Annotated in this window: 14 protein-coding genes and 1 pseudogene; 10 read left to right on the forward strand and 5 right to left on the reverse strand. The window is 57.9% G+C overall.

Features of this window, described 5'->3' with window-relative positions; genetic code table 11:
* From sucB to H4Q31_RS17450, 3 genes are all read left to right on the forward strand, one after another.
* A partial coding sequence (gene sucB / locus H4Q31_RS17440; RefSeq protein WP_185180345.1) for a dihydrolipoyllysine-residue succinyltransferase occupies window positions 1-827 on the forward strand: 827 nt, incomplete at its 5' end.
* A 377-nt stretch (window positions 828-1,204) separates the two neighbouring features.
* Window positions 1,205-1,729 (forward strand): sigma-70 family RNA polymerase sigma factor, encoded by a 525-nt coding sequence (locus tag H4Q31_RS17445; RefSeq protein WP_185180346.1) that lies wholly within the window; start codon window positions 1,205-1,207, stop codon window positions 1,727-1,729.
* Window positions 1,722-3,125, forward strand: a complete 1,404-nt coding sequence (locus H4Q31_RS17450) for a DUF4179 domain-containing protein (protein ID WP_185180347.1) — start codon at window positions 1,722-1,724, stop codon at window positions 3,123-3,125. Before H4Q31_RS17445 ends, H4Q31_RS17450 begins: the two co-directional genes overlap by 8 nt.
* 87 nt (window positions 3,126-3,212) lie before the next feature.
* On the opposite strand, the gene H4Q31_RS17455 is transcribed toward H4Q31_RS17450, so the two are convergent.
* Window positions 3,213-4,190, reverse strand: coding sequence for a M15 family metallopeptidase (locus tag H4Q31_RS17455; RefSeq protein ID WP_185180348.1), 978 nt, complete (start codon window positions 4,188-4,190; stop codon window positions 3,213-3,215).
* 175 nt (window positions 4,191-4,365) lie between these two features.
* Between H4Q31_RS17455 and H4Q31_RS17460 the strand changes: the two genes are divergently transcribed.
* On the forward strand, window positions 4,366-4,935 hold the full coding sequence (locus H4Q31_RS17460; RefSeq protein WP_185180349.1) for a sensor domain-containing protein: 570 nt from the start codon (window positions 4,366-4,368) through the stop codon (window positions 4,933-4,935).
* 98 nt (window positions 4,936-5,033) lie between these two features.
* Here the strand turns inward: H4Q31_RS17460 and H4Q31_RS17465 are convergent, their stop codons facing one another.
* The 4 genes from H4Q31_RS17465 to H4Q31_RS17480 form a co-directional block, all read right to left on the reverse strand.
* Window positions 5,034-5,342 (reverse strand): winged helix-turn-helix transcriptional regulator, encoded by a 309-nt coding sequence (locus H4Q31_RS17465; protein ID WP_185180350.1) that lies wholly within the window; start codon window positions 5,340-5,342, stop codon window positions 5,034-5,036.
* A 242-nt stretch (window positions 5,343-5,584) separates the two neighbouring features.
* Window positions 5,585-6,565: a cation diffusion facilitator family transporter gene (locus tag H4Q31_RS17470; RefSeq protein WP_185180351.1), complete on the reverse strand. Its 981-nt coding sequence runs from the start codon at window positions 6,563-6,565 to the stop codon at window positions 5,585-5,587.
* A gap of 248 nt (window positions 6,566-6,813) precedes the next feature.
* Window positions 6,814-7,629, reverse strand: coding sequence for a histidinol-phosphatase (locus H4Q31_RS17475; protein WP_185180352.1), 816 nt, complete (start codon window positions 7,627-7,629; stop codon window positions 6,814-6,816).
* Window positions 7,630-7,646: 17 nt separating this feature from the next.
* Window positions 7,647-8,549 carry a LysR family transcriptional regulator gene (locus H4Q31_RS17480; RefSeq protein ID WP_185180353.1) on the reverse strand — a complete coding sequence of 301 codons (903 nt, stop codon included), beginning with the start codon at window positions 8,547-8,549 and terminating at the stop codon, window positions 7,647-7,649.
* A gap of 204 nt (window positions 8,550-8,753) precedes the next feature.
* Between H4Q31_RS17480 and H4Q31_RS17485 the strand changes: the two genes are divergently transcribed.
* The 6 genes and pseudogenes from H4Q31_RS17485 to H4Q31_RS22010 all read left to right on the forward strand — a co-directional run bounded on the left by H4Q31_RS17485 (window position 8,754) and on the right by H4Q31_RS22010 (window position 15,068).
* Window positions 8,754-10,310, forward strand: coding sequence for an MDR family MFS transporter (locus H4Q31_RS17485; protein ID WP_185180354.1), 1,557 nt, complete (start codon window positions 8,754-8,756; stop codon window positions 10,308-10,310).
* A gap of 319 nt (window positions 10,311-10,629) precedes the next feature.
* Window positions 10,630-11,088, forward strand: coding sequence for a chemotaxis protein CheX (locus tag H4Q31_RS17490; protein WP_185180355.1), 459 nt, complete (start codon window positions 10,630-10,632; stop codon window positions 11,086-11,088).
* A 154-nt stretch (window positions 11,089-11,242) separates the two neighbouring features.
* Window positions 11,243-12,025, forward strand: coding sequence for an SDR family NAD(P)-dependent oxidoreductase (locus tag H4Q31_RS17495; protein ID WP_185180356.1), 783 nt, complete (start codon window positions 11,243-11,245; stop codon window positions 12,023-12,025).
* Window positions 12,026-12,038: 13 nt separating this feature from the next.
* Window positions 12,039-13,607, forward strand: a complete 1,569-nt coding sequence (locus H4Q31_RS17500; protein ID WP_245347331.1) for a DEAD/DEAH box helicase — start codon at window positions 12,039-12,041, stop codon at window positions 13,605-13,607.
* A 282-nt stretch (window positions 13,608-13,889) separates the two neighbouring features.
* Window positions 13,890-14,153: pseudogene (locus H4Q31_RS22005) on the forward strand (S-layer homology domain-containing protein); the annotation flags it as partial.
* A gap of 270 nt (window positions 14,154-14,423) precedes the next feature.
* Window positions 14,424-15,068 (forward strand): S-layer homology domain-containing protein, encoded by a 645-nt coding sequence (locus H4Q31_RS22010; RefSeq protein WP_376698265.1) that lies wholly within the window; start codon window positions 14,424-14,426, stop codon window positions 15,066-15,068.
* Window positions 15,069-15,210 lie beyond the last annotated feature (142 nt).

Consider the following 15,210-nt stretch of genomic DNA (forward strand, 5'->3'; position numbering starts at 1 on the left):
CGCTCGGCCGCGTCTATCCGGCCGACGTTCGCGCGGCTGGCGCGGCGCCTGCTCCTGCGGCGGCGCCGGCACCGGCAGCCGCTCCGGCGGCTGCGCAAGCGGCCCCAGCGTTCAACCCGGCGAAGCCGGCGGAACGCAAGAAGATGTCGCGCCGCCGTCTGACGATCGCGAAGCGTCTGGTGGAAGCGCAGCATACGGCTGCCATGCTGACGACGTTTAACGAAGTCGACATGTCCGCCATCATGGAATTGCGCGCGCGCCGCAAGGACGCCTTCAAAGAGAAGAACGGCGTTAACCTCGGCTTCATGTCCTTCTTCACGAAGGCAGTCGTCGGCGCGCTGAAGAAGTTCCCGCTGCTGAATGCCGAGATCGACGGAGAAGATATTATCGCGAAGCAGTTCTACGACATCGGCATCGCGGTTGCGGCGAAGGAAGGCCTCGTCGTGCCGGTTGTCCGCGACGCGGACAAGCTGGGCTTCGCCGAGATCGAGCGCACGATCGCCGATCTCGCAGCCAAAGCTCGTTCGAACTCGCTCGGCTTGGCTGAGCTGCAAGGCGGCACGTTCACGATCACGAACGGCGGCACGTTCGGTTCGCTGCTGTCGACGCCGATCCTGAACGCTCCGCAAGTCGGCATTCTCGGCATGCACAAGATCCAACACCGTCCGATCGCGGTCAACAACAACACGGAGATTGCGATCCGTCCGATGATGTACATCGCCTTGTCGTACGACCATCGGATCGTCGACGGCGCCGAAGCGGTACAGTTCCTCGTCAAGGTGAAGGAACTGCTGGAAGATCCGGAGACGCTGCTGATCGAAGGCTAATCAGATACTTGCTCTATCGCCTCTATAACTGCCCTTGCGGTCGACCTCGGCCCGGGGGCAGTTTTTGCGTTCAAGGGACGTTGGGGAGCAGAGTTAGTTCGCAAATCGATNNGAGTTAGTTCGCAAATCGATTAATTTTGAACAGACAACCCTTTAATGTGAAAAGTTAGTTTGCAAACGAACTAATTCACGTTCCGAATGAAGCTGAAGTCGGGATTTCGTTTGTTCGCAAACTAATTCGGCACACGTCAGGGGTAAGCTTCGGGAGTTAGTTCGCAAATCGATTAACTCGGGCTTGGACTCGGTATTAAATTATATCTTCGACGAAAAAACCAAATCGGCCACTGCGCGGTCTAATATTCGGGAGGAGGAGAAGGATGACGACAGAGGAACGGGTGGCGGCAGCGCTGAACGGCGATGACGAAGCGTTCTATGAGCTGGTCAGCGCCGAGAGAGAGCGCTTGTACCGGATTGCTTACGCCTACCTGAAGAACGAGGCCGACGCGCTGGAGGCGCTGCAGGAGGCGGCCTGCCGAGCTTACCTGAAGCTTCGCAAGCTGAAGGAAAGGCGTTATTTTCAGACATGGCTGACCCGGATTCTGATACATTATTGCATCGACGAGCAGAAGCGCAAGCGCCGTATGCTTCCCCTCTACGAACTGCCGCAGACGCTCGCACAGGATCTCGCGCTCGATGACAAGCTGAATCTGGCGCTCGCGATCGACCGGCTCCAGCCGAATTACCGGCATATTATCATTCTGAAATATTATGAGGACATGACGCTGACGGACATCTCGAAGCTGCTGGAGAAGCCGGAGGGTACGGTCAAAACGTGGCTGCACCAAGCGCTGAAGCAGCTTCGCGCGGCGTACGGACAGAAAGGGGGAGAAGAGTATGCTTGAGCCGACTGAAGCGCAGCGTTCGCTGGACCAGCGAATGAATGACGCCATCCTCGCCGGCATTCGTCAAGCGAAGGAACGCAAGCGCCTCACGAGAAGCCGCAATCGTCTGCGTTCAGCGGCAGCCATCGCCTGCTGCTTCGCGCTGATTGCCTGTCTCTTCACGATTCGCATCTCTCCCGTCTTCGCCTCGATGCTGCGCGACATCCCGGGCCTCGAGAAGTTTGTAGATATGATCGATCGCTCCGCGGACAGAGGCCTCCAGCTTGCCGCGGATAACGACCTGATGCAGCCGATTGGGCTGTCCGACGAGCACGACGGCGGCAAATTCACCATCGAAGGCATTATTGCGGATCAATCGCGGATGGTCGTCTTCTATGAGCTGGAGAGCGAGACGGCCAAACGGTTGAACCTCTGGCGTACGGAATTGAGTGATGGCAATGGGCAGCATCTATCGGCGAGCACTGGCGTTGCGAACGAGAATCCGATTCAAGAACTTGGCCGAAGCGTCGTTCGAGGGACGATCGACATCACGCTGGCCGGCGATCGGCAGTGGCCCGACCAGGTTCGGCTGGAGATTGGCACGATGGAAGAATCTTCCGCCGCATTGCCAGAACCGGATCAGAATGTCACGGATTACAGCACGAAGGATCCGGACTTCGGTCCGCGGGAAGGCAACGGCCCGGATTACACGGTTATGTTCCCGATTGACCGGAAGAAGTTCGAGAGCCTGATCCGGGAATATCCCATCGACCAAACCATCGAGGCGGAAGGGCAGCGCATTACGTTCGAACGCGCCGTCGTCTCCCCGCTGCGCATCGCGTTGTATCTTCATTACGCAGAAGACAATACCAAGAAGATTTTTGATACCGGAGATATTCATCTCGTGGATGAGAACGGCGAACAGTGGAGAACCATAGGCGGATCCTACCGCATGGATCATCCGATCCTTTATTTTGAGAGTAATTACTTCCATAAACCCAAACACCTAACGATTGAAGGCGGGTGGCTTCGCGCGTTGGACAAATCGAAGCTTCAAGTGATGATCGACACCGAGAAGCAGCAAATCGTGCAGGCGCCGGACGATAACCTGGAGCTGTTGGACGTCGCTCGGCGGGGAAGCTACACCATGCTTACCGTTGGAGTAAGATCGGATGTTCCCGACGATCACATGATGTATAGTGTTCTAAGTTCTCAATTTACAGACGCCTCGGGTGCGAAGTATGAGATGGGGGGAGACGGCGGGAATCTCGAAGAATCATGGAATGATGCGAACAATCCCGCCAAGTCTTATACGAGCTATTATTTGAAGAACCGCGCTTACCACCAGCCGCTGACGTTCGAGATTACCCAATACCCCGCCTATATCCGCCAGCCTTATCGGATTCCTATCTGGTAACGGCCATGAGAAAGCCCCTCCGAGGGTGACGATCTTGCGATCGTTATCCGATGGAGGGGCTTATTTGGCTCCTTGATCAACGATTCATTAGGCCTTAATCACGACATCGTCGTACTGCTCCATGAACTCCTCGAGCGTCAAGCCCGATTCGTACACAGCTTTCGCGACGTCCTTGCCGAGGTAGCGCACGTGCCACGGCTCATACGTGTAGCCGGTGATGGCTTCTTGACCTTCCGGATAACGGATGATGAAGCCATACTCCTGCGCATGCGATGCCAGCCACTTGCCTTCCTCCGTCTCGCCGAACGTCGTCTCCAATTCATACTTGGCGCTCGCGCTGGAGATATCCATCGCCAGCCCCGTCTGGTGCTCGCTCTGGCCGGGCACGGCGCTCGTCTGGTTGGCGACTTCCGCCCCTTTAGCCGCTGCGTTCGCGTCGAAAATCACCTTCTGCCGCTTGTAAGAACGGTATCCGGATACGGCGGCCAGCTCGATGCCGTCCTCCTTCGCGCCGGCGAACAGCTCTTCAAGCGCGCCTGCGGCTTCCTTCCGCATATATTTCTTCTCGTTCTCGCCCGAGAAGGAGAATTTGACGTTCGGTACGACGAGATCCTCCGGTATATAGTCGGACGGCAGGTTCCGCTTCTTATCGACTAGAACCAGGATGCTCGAAGTATTGTTCACGACGGCCAAGCCCTCCGCATTGTTCGAGATCGTATGCGCCGGGGAGTTGGACGCCAGCAGCACGTCGAGGTCGCTGACAGCAGATCTCTCGCCATCCGCCTCAGCCGTCTCGTCCGGCTCGCTTGCGGAGCCAGAGGGCTCGTCCACTTCAGCGGAACCGGAATCAGTCGGAGCCGCTCCGTCAGCCGGCGATGCAGCGGGATCGGCTGCGTCCGCGCCGTCGGCAGCTTGTCCAGCACCGCTTGGCGAAGAGATGGCGGGCGGGGACAGAGCCCCCTTATCGCTGTTCGCTCCCAATACTTCGTCCCATCCGACCTGAGTAGCTCCCCATACTACAATAACCCCTGCGGCGAGGCCGAAGAGCCATTTCTTTTTAGCCATGATGTCGATCTCCTCTCTCACTCTACTTTTTGACGCATGAGAGCCGAGAGATGTTTCGAAATTTGATGAATTAAGTCGGGAAAATAGCAGGCACCCGAGCCAAAAGCTGTCATGGAAGTCTAATCCAAGACCATCGCCGGAAGGCTGCCGGCCCCAGGCTTGGTGCGAAGCTCGAATGAAGGAGGACCAACGGCGGTGGGGGCGCTGGAGGAGAGGAGAGAAGAAGGGCGAACGCGAAGCGGCGCTGCAAGCGGATGCCAGCGCTGAGCTTGCCGCCGCCGAAGAGACGGCAGAGAGAGCGATCACGAGTTGGAAAAGCTGGTTCGCCGCTGCAGCGCGCCCTCAAGGCTACCGGGCAATTATCTATAACATAGGACAGTTCCCGATCAGCATTGCAGTCTTCTGCGCGTCGGTGATCATTCCAGCCGTTATATTCGGACTGCTGTTGGAGCCTGTTGCTTATAAGGTCTCGATGTACCTGTACGGCTTCCAGCTGTTCTTCGACGAAGAGGTGATGCGGATGCTGCTGCCGCCGCTGTCTCCATTCCAACGCTCGCTCACGGCTGCGGGCGTCGGCTTGGTGCTTCTGCTGTTCATGGCTCCGCTGGTGCGCGGGTTCGGCCGATTGTACGATGGATGGGTGCGCTTGTTCCCCGTCCAGCGAGGCGGCCTTGCGGCGGCGTTCGCTGTACCGCAGCCGCAACCCGATGAAGAGGAGGTATCAGCAGCCGTCCCGCTTCATTAGAAGCGCCGTGCAATGGCGCTCGAACAACAAGAGAGAGGCTGCCGGGGTCCGATAGAACCTTCGGTCAGCCTCTCTTAGCGTTGCCGGTACTGCATGTATTACATCCACTTGTCGCCCCAATGCTGGATCGAGTTCGTCACTTCCTCCAGATCGCGGCCTTTCTCGGTTAGATCATATTCAATGCGCACGGGCATCTCGGGGTACACGGTTCTCTTAACGATGCCGAGCGATTCCAATTCCTTCATTCGATCGGTCAACATTTTGTCGCTCATGTCGGGGATTTGTTCCTTGATGTCCTTGAACCGTTTCGGACCGCCCATTAACACCCGAACGATGAGTCCCGTCCACTTCTTGCCGAGCAATTCAGCGGCAGATTCGTATTTGGGGCACATTCTGGAATAGTCCATCCGGCTCCCCCCTTTCCTCGTATTAATCATAGCACATTCATTGTCGAAAAGTAAGTTACAAACCATACAACTAGAAGGTGAAGGATGAGGATGGAATTAAGCAGACAAGTGCGTGGAATAAGCGGTCAACAGGTACAAAAGTAAGGTTAACAAGAAGGCAGACACATTATACGCTCTCATCACCGTCACCTCATGAGCGAAGGCCGCCATCCCGCGGATGGGGAACAGCGGCCTCGTTTAAGTTATATCTCTGCAGCTTTCTCTCGCTCCTTCTCCTCCTGCTGTCGAAGGAATTCGCGTCCGTATTCGCCATGGGGGTGTATGGTCGCGTGCTCCATCTGTATCGTCGAATGCTTGATGCCGTACTTCTGTTCCAGCACCTCATTAGCCGCCAGAATAATGCAGAATGGCTGGATGTCCGCACGAACGAACATGTGCGCGGTAAGGGAGTAGTGGTCGGAAGAGATCGCCCACAGATGCATCTCATGCACGTCTTCGACGCCTTCGACTTGGGCGAGGTCCGCGCGGATCTCGTCGAGATTGAACTTCTCCGGCACGGATTCCATCAGAATGCGCGTGGATTCGCGCAGAATGCGGGCGCCTCCGACGAAGATAATGCCGCCGATGACCATGCTGATGAGCGGGTCGACGAACATCGCATCGGTGAAGTAGATAATGACGGCGGAGACGATAACGCCGGCCGAGCTGAGCAGGTCGCCGATGAAGTGCCAGAGTGCGCTCTGCACGTTCAGGTTCTCTTCCTCATGATGGCTGTGGCTTAGCACGAGGGTCAAGACGAGGTTCACGACGAACCCGATCGACGCGATGATCAGCATAAGGCCGAATTCGATGTCAACCGGGTGAATGAAGCGCCGGATGCCTTCGATGAAGATGCCGACCGCAATGACGCACAGCGCGAGCCCGTTCAAGAAGGAAGCGATAATCTCGAACCGCAAATAACCGAAGGTGTACTTGGCGTTCGGCGGCCGGGTCGCCAGATAGATGGCGGTCATGGACAGGCCGAGCGCGATGACGTCGGACACCATGTGGGCGGAATCGGACAGCAGCGCGAGCGAATTCGACAATAAGCCGCCGACAATCTCCACGATCGTGAAGAATAGGGTCAAGATCAACGTAATCCACAGCGCGCGTTTGGAACTGGTCTGCTCCTTCACGTGGCCGAGGTGGTGGTAATCGTAAGCCGGCTTGGACCGGTAATTCATGCTCCGTCACACTCCTAAGCTTCTGTTGGTTCCTATCATAACATGTCGACATCGGGCTGAGGAGCGAATTTCATCCCATGATGTCGGAGCTTTTTGTTACACAATTGAAATATTACTGTTATGTCCTTGTCTTATGCGGCGGGTACAATGATTTCCAAGACCCCCTTTTTCATATTGAAAAGCCCTTCAGCGGTGAAGGGCTTCTTTTTTTTGCTCTTGGTGAGCTTATGTTGTTCTTGGGGATATGTTCACAGCGGAACAATGACTTTGCGCTTCTGCCGGTAGAACACCCAGCGGGAGAAGCCGATCTCCTTCAATCGGGCGCGAACCTGCTCCCATTCGTCTCCGACGCGTGACGGCACGTGGGCATCCGATCCGAACGTGACGTCCGCTCCGAAGCGGAGCGCCCGCTCAAGCATCGCGTCCGACGGGTACCAGCCGCCGGCGTCCTTCGTCTTGCCGCTCGTATTGATCTCGAGGGCAATGTCGTGCTCCGCGACGGCCTTCAGCGCTTCGTCGATCTCCTTCTCGGCTCCTGGAATGTCGGAGAACGCCGGGTAATAGCCCTTCATCGCGTCGATATGGCCAAGCACCTGGAACAGGCCGGTCTCCGCGGATTGCCGAATGAGCTCGTAGTAGTGCTTCTTCTCGTCGGTGTGGAGCGATGGATCGATCTTCTTCCACCGGTTGCGGTTGAAGATGCTGATGCCCCGCGTGTAATGGACCGAGCCAATCAGATAATCAATGGGGTATGGGGCGTAGGCCGCCTTGTAGACCTCGAAGTGTTCGGGGAAATAGTCGGATTCGACGCCGAGCAGCACTTCGATCTTGGCCTTATACCGTTCCTTCAGGCGAAGCACCTCTTCGACGTAACGGGGGAATTCGCTCTTCGCCATGGAGATGCCGGGATTCGCGTGATCCTCTTCTCGAGCGAAATATGGCGAATGGTCCGAGATGCCGATCACGGTCAGGCCGGCTTCAATGGCGGCGCGGATGTAGTCTTCAATCTTGCCTTCGGCGTGCCCGCAGCGGTCGTGGTGCGTATGCAAATCAAATTTGTCCATCGTAAGTCCTCCTCGTCTCATTCGCTTCCGAAGAATTGATCTTCCTGCATCCCCTTCAAATCGTTGAGGAACTGCCGCATCGCGCTGTTCAAGTACCGTCCGGACTTGGTGATGACGCCGACCGGATGGCTGACCTCCAGCTCGTGCACGGGAATCATCCTCAGCGTTCCCCTTCTGACTTCCTCGGCAATCGATAGCTTGGAGACGATCGCCGCGCCGATGTTCAGCTCCGCCATCCGTTTCACTTCCTCGCTGCTGCCCAGCTCCATCGCAATGTTCGGCTGAATCTGATGCTCGGCGAAGATGCGGTCGACGAAGCGGCGGCCTAGTGTATCCGGCGACAGGAGAATGATCGGCACGTCGCGCAGCATATCTACGGTGACGACATCGGCCTTCGCGAGCGGATGGTAAGGCGCGACGACGAGCTCGAACGTATCGTAGTACAGCACGGACGTGTCGACCTGCGAGCTTCGCTCGGTCAAGTAACCGATGCCGATATCGATCGTGCCGTTCTCGACGCTGGTCAGCACCTGGGAAGAAGACATCGACAGGATCGACGTCTTGATCTGCGGGTACTGGTTCTGGAAGTAAGACAGCACCCGCGGCAGAATTTGAATCGCGATCGACGTCGTCGTACCGAGCACGATATGGCCTTGCGGCACCTGGTCGAGATCGCTGAGCTTCTGCTTCATCTCTTCGACGATGGCCAGAATGCGCTCAGCGTGCTCTAGGAACACACGGCCCCGGTCCGTCAGCGTTACCGGATGATTGCGGTCGACGAGCACGACCTTGAACTCGTCCTCGAGGCTCTTGATTTGGGCGGATACGGCGGGTTGGGTCAGGTTGAGCAATTCGCCCGCTTTGCGGAAACTAAGCGTCTTGGAGATGGTCAGCAGCGTTTCCAGTTGGCTGATGTTCAACGAGCTGCCCCCTAATATAAATTATTTATCACTGCAGCATAAAGATATAAAATCCTTTTCTAAAACTATTATAGGCGATTTGCACATCAGGAGCAAAAATGGAAAGAAATGATTGTGCTTAACTCAAACTTGAGTATAATCAGGTGAGGCATTTTGGATCATACAAGGAAGGTTTCAAACGGAACCGAAGGAAGGAAGGCATTCATGGATACGAAGAAGAGCAGCATGAACCTCGTCGTGGCGGGGCTGCTGTTAGGTCTATTTATGGCCGCATTAGATCAGACCATCGTCTCGACGGCGATGACGACGATTATCGAGAAGCTAGGCGGACTGAACATGTTCACCTGGGTCTATTCCGCTTACATGATCGCGATGGTCGTGTCGACCCCGATCTTCGGCAAGCTGTCCGACATGTACGGGCGCAAACGGTTCTTCCTAATCGGGGTCGGGTTGTTCATGGCCGGCTCTATTCTGTGCGGCACGGCGCAGAACATGGAGCAATTGATCATCTATCGCGCCATTCAAGGCATCGGCGGGGGTGCTCTAATGCCGATTGTCTTCACGATTATCTTCGACTTGTTCCCGCAAGAGAAGCGGGGCAAGATGATGGGGCTGTTCGGTGCCGTATTCGGCCTCTCCAGCGTGTTCGGCCCGATCTTGGGCGGCGCGATCACCGATCAGATGAGCTGGCGCTGGATTTTCTACATTAATGTGCCGATCGGCTTGCTGTCATTCCTCTTCGTGCTGAAGGGATATCGGGAATCGGCGAACCGGAGGAAGCAGAGTATCGACTGGCTGGGCGCGATCACGCTGACGGCCGCGATTCTGTTCCTGATGTTCGCGCTGGAGCTCGGCGGGACGGACGGATGGGCATGGTGTTCTTGGCGAATTATGCTGTTCTTCGCCGCTTGCGTTGTCTTGCTCGCCGGCTTCGTGCTGGCGGAGCTGCGGGCCAAAGACCCGATCATCGCGCTCGGCCTGTTCAAGGACCGCGTGTTCACCAGCAGCATGGCGATTGGATTCCTGTATAACGGCGCCATGATCGCGGTCGCTTCTTATATTCCGCTCTTCATCCAAGGCGTTTTCCACAAGACGGCTACGGAGACGAGCACCGTCCTCATTCCGATGATGCTCGGCAATGTCGTCAGCGCCCAGATCGGCGGCCGGATCGCGACCAAGTTCCGGTTCCGCGATTCCATGATGATATCCGCGATCGTGCTGTTCATCGGCTGTGTGCTGCTGGGCTTCGTCATGGATCTGACGTCCAGCCGCCTCGCGATCTCGCTGTACATGATCGTGGTCGGTCTCGGCATCGGCATCTCATTCTCGCTGTTGAATATAACGACGATCAGCGCCGTACCGCCGCAATACAAAGGCTCCGCTTCGTCGTTGATCACCTTCTTCCGCACGATCGGCGCGACGCTGGGCGTGACGGTGTTCGGCATGCTGCAGAAGAACGACTTCCAATCCGCGGTCCAGTCGCTTCCGGGGGCCGACGCGGGAATGGTCGAGCAAATCAAGGGCGGTCAGGCGCTGCTTGATCCCGCTAGATCCGCGGAGATGGGCATCCCGGCGGAAGCGCTGCAGCAGCTGCTGGCCAAATTAGGCGAGTCTATTCTCTACGTGTTCCAATGGACTGCCGTGCTTCCTGTCGTCGCCTTCGCGTTCGCCATCTTGATGGGCAGAGCTCGATTGCCGGCCGTGACGAAGGATCAGCCGCAGGACAGAGAGCCGGCGCCCAAGAAGCCCAACCAAGCGTAATATCGCATAGTGGGCGGCGATGGGAATAGGAAGCGAGAGACCTGAGGGAGAGATTCTTCAGGTCTCTTTTTTTGAAAGTACGCTGGTTCTGTCGCAGGGGCGGGGGTAGTAGGTTGGTAGTAGGCGGAATTGACCGGTTTGCCGACGCCGGAAATCTCGGATAACGTCGCCAAATCGCGAAAATGCGAGATGTCTTGATTCAATAGTCCCATAGTCTCATGAAAAAAAAGTATACTTGCATATCATTTTTTAGTATAATAAAGGAAATTTTGTGCGGTCAGACCTTCGAAAATTATTTGCAAAGGGGCGACGTATAGGCATGAAGGCAGAATTTATCAACCCGTTTTTGGAGTCCGCACGCACCGTAATTGAACAGATGGTTCAAATTCGTCCGAGTACGGGACAATTAACGATCAAGGATATTCAACTCATCGACCACCACGTATGGATTCAGATTGGCTTGACTGGGCAAATGACAGGGAACATCGTCTTCGGTTTAAGCGAAGAGGTGGCACTCAAGATGATTTCGGCTATGATGGGGGGCTTTGTAATAACAGAGATCGACGAGATAGGGCAGAGCGCTATCTCGGAGCTGGGCAACATGATTAGCGGCAATGCCAGCACAATGCTGTACAATCAAGGCGTGCACGTCGATATTACGCCGCCGCGCGTCATGCGTGCCGGCTCCTTGGAGCAATTGACGGTCAGCCGCGCGCTAGCAGTTCCTCTGATCATGGAAGGTATCGGTGAGATGGAGATTCAGGTGCTGATCGCGTAAGCGGAGAGAAGCAGCCATCCATAGAGAAGAGCGGTTTGCATGCGAACCGCAACAATCGTATACTAAGGTGCAGCAGCCCCGTCAGGGGCTTTTTGCATGATAGAGGCCTGTTTAGGAATGGGATTCAGATATCGTCTCACGGGAGGCGAGAAGGATGAGAGTATCGTTAGAAGGGCGAGTCGTCCTGGTCACCGGCGCATCGAGCGGAGTAGGCGCGGAGACGGCGAAGCTGCTGTCGGCACGCGGAGCGATCCCGATACTGGCGGCGCGCTCGGAGGATAAGCTGCGCACCGTCTCGAAGACGATACGCGGAGAGCATGAAGCGATCGTCATGGACGTGACGGACGAAGCGTCGGTACGGTCGGCGTTCCGGTCCGCGATAGACAAGTACGGCCGGATCGACGTGCTGGTGAACAATGCGGGCTTCGGGGAGTTCGTCGCCTTCCCGGATGCTTCGTTGTCACATTTTCAGGAAATGATAGATGTGAACTACCTGGGAGCCGTTCGCTGTGTTCAAGAGGCCTATCCGCTGATGCGGGCGGCGGGTTCCGGGCATATCGTCAACGTCGTCTCGATCGCCGGCAAGCTCGCTACGGCGAAGGCGACCGCTTACGCCGCGTCGAAGCATGCGCTGCTTGGCTTCACGAACGCGCTGCGCCAGGATTGCAAGGGGACGGGCATTCGCGTGTCAGCCGTCAATCCGGGGCCGATCGACACGCCGTTCTTCGACCGGGCGGATCCGAGCGGCACCTATACGCGCAATCTCGGCAGCTTCATGCTGAGACCGGAACAGGTCGCCCGCGAGATCGTGCGGACGATCGAGACCGGCAGGCCGGAGAAGGATATGCCCTTTATCTCAGGGGCCGGAGCGAAGCTGTTCCAATTATTCCCCCGGATGGCCGACCGCTTGCTGTCCGGATTGCTGAACAAGAAGTGAGAGGAGCGCCACCATGACAGACAATGCAATGCCGCCATCCGGCGATACGAATATAGGGGAAGCTGCCGGCGCGTTCAAGGCGCTCGGCCTGAACGAACGGCTGGCCGCGAAGCTGGCTGAAGCCGGAATGACCGGCCCGACGGCGGTACAAGCGGACGCGATTCCGCCGTTGATCGGCGGCAGCGACGGCATGCTGCGCTCGCCGACGGGCACGGGCAAGACGCTGGCATATCTGCTGCCGGTGCTGCAGCGGATCGACGCGTCCCGCCGCGAGACGCAGGCGGTCATTATGGCGCCGACGCAGGAACTGGCGATGCAGATCGTCCGGGTGGCGGAGACGTACGGCGAGCCGCTCGGCGTGCAGACGGTGGCGCTGATCGGCGGCGCCGCTTTGTCGCGGCAGCTGGAGCGGATGAAGCGCAAGCCGCAGCTCGTCGTCGGCACGCCGGGACGCGTGCGCGAGGTGGCGTCGCTCAAGAAGCTGCCGCTGCATGCAGTGCGGATGGTCGTCGTGGACGAGACCGACCGGGTATTCTCGCTCGGCGGCCGTACCGACGTAGAGTCGATTCTGCGCGGCGCATCGCGGGAGCGGCAGACGGTGTTCGTGTCCGCGACTCGCTCGGAGGCGATGCGGGAAGCGGAGAGCAAGTGGCTGCGCAATCCATGGGTGTCGGAGGCGGTCGACGAGGGCAGCGCGAATGGCCTTCCGCAGACGATCGAGCATGGCTTCATCGCGTGCGATATGCGCGACAAGGTCGATATGGTGCGCCGCTTGGCGCGCAATTTGAAGCCGGCAGGCGCGCTCGTGTTCGTCAACGACATCGAGCGGATCGGCGAGCTGCTAAGCAAGCTGCGCTACGAAGGCTTCGCCGCAGATGCCCTGTACGGCGATACGCCGGGACGCGAGCGCGGCGAAGTGCTGCGCCGGTTCCGCGAAGGCAAGACGAAGCTGCTGATCGCCACCGACGTTGCGGCGCGCGGGCTGGATATTCCAGGCTTGCCGCTCGTCATTCAATTCGAGCCGGCGCTGGACGCGGACCATTATGTGCACCGCGCGGGTCGGACCGGCCGAATGGGACGGTCGGGACGGTCAATCTCGCTGATCGCGCCGCAGGAGAAGTTCATTATGAATAAGCTCGGCAAGCGGCTGGGCATCGAGATTGCCGAACTGGCGCTCTCCGAAGGCCGGCTGCAGCGGGCGGACGAGCCGAGGCGGCAGGGCCGGAGCGGCAGCGCAGGCGGCCGCGGCGACAAGCGCGAGCGTGGGGCGATTGCACCCGCTCGAGGCGGCGCCGTTGGCAAGCCAGGCGCCGGAGGAGCAGCGGATCGGCCGCAGGCGGGCTACGCCGCCGGGCCGATTCGCGCGGCGGACGAGAGGCCGGCCGGCGCCGGCCGCGCGAGAGGCCTCGCTGCGGAGGCTCCGCGCGCCGGGGAGGCTGCCCGGAAGCCGGAAGCGGCCAAGCCGGGCCAAGCCAGCAAGGCGAAGGCCAAAGCCGACCGCAAGCGCGACAACAAGAACAAGGGCGCGCCGCGCTGGCTGAAGGAGAAGAGGAACCAAGCTGAACCGCCGCCTGCTCCTTGAGTCTCTGGACGTAGATGGGCGATATTGCCAGACCATAGACCTGCATCTCCGGCGGTTTCGACCGGGGATGCAGGTTTTTTTGTGCGACTTAAGACGCAATTATGGCTCTGTACCCCGCAATCCGGCGCCGCGCTCCCGAAAGCTATGAATAGACGGCGCGAACAACAGTTGCCGACTATATCAGCCAAGGGAGAGTGCATTCAAATGGCAAGAATAGAGAATAACGATAAACAGCGCGGAACGTTCTGGAAGAGAGCGACGGCAGCGACGCTGGCGGTAGGCATGCTGGCGGGAGGCGCTTCCGGCGCTTACGCGAGCGGTAAGGACAACCACGGCGGCAAGGATTCGATCCAAGTGCTGCCGATCAAGCAAGCTCTGCCAGCTAAGGGCAAGGTCAAAGCGAACGCCGGCATTAACCTGGACTTCAAAGATTTGAACCAGCAGAATTGGCAGTGGGCTTATGAATCGATTATCCGCCTTGCTTCCAAGCAAGTGTTCAACGGCTATGAAGACGGCAGCTTTAAGCCGAGCAATACGATCAAGCGGATCGAAGCGATCGTGGCAGCCGTTCGCCTTCTCGGCCTGAAGGAAGAAGCGGAGAAGCCGGAGAACATGGACGCGACGCTTAACTTTAAAGACTTCAAGCAGGTACAGCAGAAGTACTCGTGGGCGGTCGGTTACCTCGAAGTCGCGCTTGAGAACGATCTGTTCAGCGAGACGGAGACTTCCGTTCAAGCCGAGAAGCCGGCGGACCGTCTGTGGGCCGCCATCCTGCTCGTGAAGGCGCTCAAGCTCGAAGACGAGGCGAAGGCGAAGATGGACACGCAGCTCCAGTTCCGCGACGCCAAGCAGATTCCGGCCGGAGCGGTCGGCTATGTAGCCGTCGCAGTCGAGAAGGGCCTTATCACCGGTTATGGCGACAATACGTTCAAGCCGAACAAGCCGGTAACGCGCGCCGAGCTAGCCGCTCTGCTGGATCGCGCCGACGAGCAGCTTCCCGACCAGGATGCGGCTGCGGTGACGGGCACGGTTGAGGCGATCTCCGGAACCGCACTGACGGTCAAGAAGCCGGACGGCACGATCGCAGCGCTGACGCTGGACGCGAACGTCTTTATTTTCCGCAAGGACGCTAAGGTTGCTCCTACCGCGCTCAAAGCCGGCGACGAAGTGCTCATCCGCACGTATCAAGGCAATGTCGTCTTCATCGAGGTGACGAAGGCGGCGGAAGACGCCGTGACGGTGACGGATGCAGGGACGGTTGCGGCCTTCACGCTTAACGCCAATGGCAAGATCGCCACGATCTCGATCCTCAAGACGGTTAACGGCGTTCTGAGCACGGTTCTGTATAATGTATCTGAAAATGTAACGATTACGGGAGGCAGCGGCGTCCTCTCGCCGAATGCGAACGTGGTCGTTACACTGACCAATAACGCGGTGACGTCGATCGCGATCCTGTCTTAATCAGGACTAGGCTAAGGGTAGGCCAAGTCTTCTAACCGAATCGATTGTTGAAGCCCGGATGCCATATGGTGTCCGGGCTTCTTGGTATGGCGCGCTATTGGAGGACGGCGGCGCAGGCAGTATTTTTTTTATGAAATCGTGT

The organism is Cohnella lubricantis, from assembly GCF_014212015.1.
Taxonomy (GTDB): domain Bacteria; phylum Bacillota; class Bacilli; order Paenibacillales; family Paenibacillaceae; genus Cohnella; species Cohnella lubricantis.

What these genes read in the sequence shown, in the direction of transcription:
- H4Q31_RS17450 (WP_185180347.1), top strand. Translation starts at nt 1,722, where the DNA reads ATGCTTGAGCCGACTGAAGCGCAGCGTTCGCTGGACCAGCGAATGAAT.
- H4Q31_RS17495 (WP_185180356.1), top strand. Translation starts at nt 11,243, where the DNA reads ATGAGAGTATCGTTAGAAGGGCGAGTCGTCCTGGTCACCGGCGCATCG.
- H4Q31_RS17445 (WP_185180346.1), top strand. Translation starts at nt 1,205, where the DNA reads ATGACGACAGAGGAACGGGTGGCGGCAGCGCTGAACGGCGATGACGAA.
- H4Q31_RS22010 (WP_376698265.1), top strand. Translation starts at nt 14,424, where the DNA reads ATGGACACGCAGCTCCAGTTCCGCGACGCCAAGCAGATTCCGGCCGGA.
- H4Q31_RS17485 (WP_185180354.1), top strand. Translation starts at nt 8,754, where the DNA reads ATGGATACGAAGAAGAGCAGCATGAACCTCGTCGTGGCGGGGCTGCTG.
- H4Q31_RS17490 (WP_185180355.1), top strand. Translation starts at nt 10,630, where the DNA reads ATGAAGGCAGAATTTATCAACCCGTTTTTGGAGTCCGCACGCACCGTA.
- H4Q31_RS17455 (WP_185180348.1), bottom strand. Translation starts at nt 4,190, where the DNA reads ATGGCTAAAAAGAAATGGCTCTTCGGCCTCGCCGCAGGGGTTATTGTA.
- H4Q31_RS17500 (WP_245347331.1), top strand. Translation starts at nt 12,039, where the DNA reads ATGACAGACAATGCAATGCCGCCATCCGGCGATACGAATATAGGGGAA.
- H4Q31_RS17465 (WP_185180350.1), bottom strand. Translation starts at nt 5,342, where the DNA reads ATGGACTATTCCAGAATGTGCCCCAAATACGAATCTGCCGCTGAATTG.
- H4Q31_RS17475 (WP_185180352.1), bottom strand. Translation starts at nt 7,629, where the DNA reads ATGGACAAATTTGATTTGCATACGCACCACGACCGCTGCGGGCACGCC.
- H4Q31_RS17470 (WP_185180351.1), bottom strand. Translation starts at nt 6,565, where the DNA reads ATGAATTACCGGTCCAAGCCGGCTTACGATTACCACCACCTCGGCCAC.
- H4Q31_RS17460 (WP_185180349.1), top strand. Translation starts at nt 4,366, where the DNA reads ATGAAGGAGGACCAACGGCGGTGGGGGCGCTGGAGGAGAGGAGAGAAG.